The organism is Marinospirillum sp., from assembly GCF_014859565.1.
The window spans coordinates 1-2,630 of sequence record NZ_JACUUA010000354.1 but is presented as its reverse complement, the minus strand read 5'-3'; the positions used below and the strand labels follow the sequence as shown (position 1 = coordinate 2,630).

Annotated in this window: 3 protein-coding genes; all 3 read right to left on the bottom strand. The window is 43.9% G+C overall.

What is annotated here, in order from left to right; translation table 11 throughout:
* Window positions 1-277: 277 nt before the first annotated feature.
* From IBX50_RS19550 to rfbA, 3 genes are read right to left on the bottom strand one after another with little or no spacing between them, the layout of a single operon-like run.
* Window positions 278-1,039 carry a DUF4760 domain-containing protein gene (locus tag IBX50_RS19550; RefSeq protein WP_292258071.1) on the bottom strand — a complete coding sequence of 254 codons (762 nt, stop codon included), beginning with the start codon at window positions 1,037-1,039 and terminating at the stop codon, window positions 278-280.
* Between the two features lie 48 nt (window positions 1,040-1,087).
* On the bottom strand, window positions 1,088-1,648 hold the full coding sequence (gene rfbC, locus IBX50_RS19545; RefSeq protein WP_292258070.1) for a dTDP-4-dehydrorhamnose 3,5-epimerase: 561 nt from the start codon (window positions 1,646-1,648) through the stop codon (window positions 1,088-1,090).
* Between the two features lie 9 nt (window positions 1,649-1,657).
* Window positions 1,658-2,530, bottom strand: coding sequence for a glucose-1-phosphate thymidylyltransferase RfbA (gene rfbA / locus IBX50_RS19540; RefSeq protein WP_292258069.1), 873 nt, complete (start codon window positions 2,528-2,530; stop codon window positions 1,658-1,660).
* Window positions 2,531-2,630 lie beyond the last annotated feature (100 nt).

Genomic DNA, 2,630 nt, shown 5'->3' with positions numbered 1-2,630 from the left:
TAGCGTCTTGCCATCAATGGCAATGACTTCGCCTGAACTGACTAGGTGGCATTCATTCACCCAGTCGGCAAACACTCTTTGAAGAGGCCGTTTTCATTGATTTTCCTTTACAAAAGGATCATCAAATCACATGATGGCGAAGGTGTACATTGGAAATTTCAAACCTGCCTGTATGCCCCGCCATTACTGGTATCTTCGTGCATTTTCCCTGGAAGTATCAGCCAGCCAGACATCAGGGTTAATGGGTTTAGGGGTGGTGTGCATGGATTATTATTTATTAGTATGCTTGCCACTTCTTAATTACTTTTTCAAATTGAATATATATATCCGGTGCATTTTTCTTAGCTCTGACAGCATCAATATAGGGTTTAGCCTTTCTGAAGTGATTCCCGAGCTTATGAACATACATTTCCTTCGCTGTCGATGAGTCAATATTTCCTTTATTAAGAGCCAGGCAAAAGCCTTCAATTTGGTTCAAATAAAGATGAAATTTTCTTCTAACATCAATAAACTGCTCTTTAATCAGTGGCGAGTAATACTTTTTATAGTCCATCTTTGACAAAGTTTTTTCTTTGTGGTGCAAACTTTTGCTAGAATAATATTTATAGTAGATATCAACAATATCTCTTTTAACCTGATTAGATAGTCGCTCCCAACATAACTCATATTCAGTTAGTGTAATATCTTCATCAAGCATCAGCTTAACTTCGTGACTTGCCATAGCATCACTGCTTGACCAGAAATTTATAACCCGGTCAATATCCATTTCAATTCTTTCAAGCTCCATAGGTCTTGGATAATAAGTAAGTGCCGCCTCTTTTCTTTGTGTGTTTTTGTTACTTAGATACTGAATCCAAGCCAGGAACAAACCAACCGCTACCACAAAAGGCATTAAAAGACTTTCTTTATTGATTGATTCAGAATCGCCAGCCCAAATCGAGTAGACACTAACAAAAAGAGATAAAATTACAAAACCAACTAGAAACTCAACGAGATGTTCAGATACCCAGCCAGCCAACGACTTAATTGCAGTATACATACCCACACCCAATAAATAATTGTAACTTTATCCCTTAAATGACCATACTTAGTAATAAGCCTTTATTTCTTCTTCAGCCTGTTTAAAGCTCTTTGCATTCTTATCCTTATCAGACAACAATAGCTGGTTTACACTAGTTACACACCAGTTCACACTCAGAGTAGGATCATCCCAGGCGATAGAACGCTCATATTCTGGTGAATAAAAATCAGTGCACTTGTACTGAAAATCCGCTGTGCCACTGGTGACCAAAAAGCCATGGGCAAACCCCGGTGGCACCCATAGCATACGGTTGTTCTCTTCCGAGAGGTATTCTCCTACCCACTGCCCAAAGGACGGTGAGTTGGGGCGCAGGTCTACGGCCACATCAAACACTTCGCCGCAAGTGACGCGCACTAGTTTTCCTTGGGGCTGTTTAATCTGGTAGTGCAACCCGCGCAGGGTGTTTTTGACGGAACGACTGTGGTTGTCTTGTACGAAGATTGCATTGATGTCCGCTTCTTTAAAGGTCTTTTCGTTCCAGGTTTCCATGAAGAAGCCGCGCTTGTCACCGAACACTTTGGGTTCGATGAGCTTTACGTCTGGAATTTTGGTTTCTGTGATTTTCATAAATTTGACTTACTGGTCTGTTTTGATGAGTTTTTTCAGGTAGGCGCCGTAGCTGTTCTTTTTGAGTTTTTCTGCTTCAGCCAGAAGTTGTTCTTTACCAATGAAGCACATGCGATAAGCGATTTCTTCCAAGCAGGCAATCTTCAAGCCTTGGCGTTTTTCCAGGGTTTCAATAAAGCTACTGGCATCGTGTAGGGAGTCAAAGGTTCCCGTATCCAACCAGGCATAACCGCGGCCCAGCAGTTCGACTTTCAAATCCCCCCGCTCCAGGTAAGCCTGATTGATGCTGGTAATTTCTAGTTCACCCCGATCCGAGGGCTTCACTTGTTTAGCGATTTCAATCACATCATTATCGTAGAAGTAGAGGCCTGTCACGGCAAAGTCAGACTTGGGTTGGGTCGGTTTTTCTTCGATGGAGATGGCACGTTGCTGGTCATCAAACTCAACTACTCCAAAGCGTTCGGGGTCAGTGACCTGATAGCCAAAGACGGTGGCACCTTGCTTCCGATCGGCGGCCGTTTGCAGTAGTTTGCTCAAGCCCTGCCCGTAGTAGATGTTATCGCCCAGTACCAGGCACACACTGTCCTGACCGATGAAATCTTCGCCAATGATGAAGGCCTGTGCTAGGCCATCCGGGCTGTGTTGTACTGCATAAGTGAGGTTGACGCCCCATTGACTGCCATCATCCAGTAAGCGTTTGAAACCTTCCTGATCTTCAGGTGTGGTGATCACCAATATGTCCTGAATACCTGCCAGCATGAGTACTGACAGGGGGTAGTAGATCATGGGTTTGTCATACACGGGGAGGAGTTGTTTGGAGATGCCGCGAGTAATGGGATAGAGGCGGGTGCCGGTGCCACCAGCCAGGATAATGCCTTTCATTTATCGCTCCAGGTATTCATTCAGTGTCAGCTCCAGTTGGCTTTGCCAACTAGGTAACTGGATATTCAGTGTTTGTTCCAGCTTCTGGGTATCTAATCTT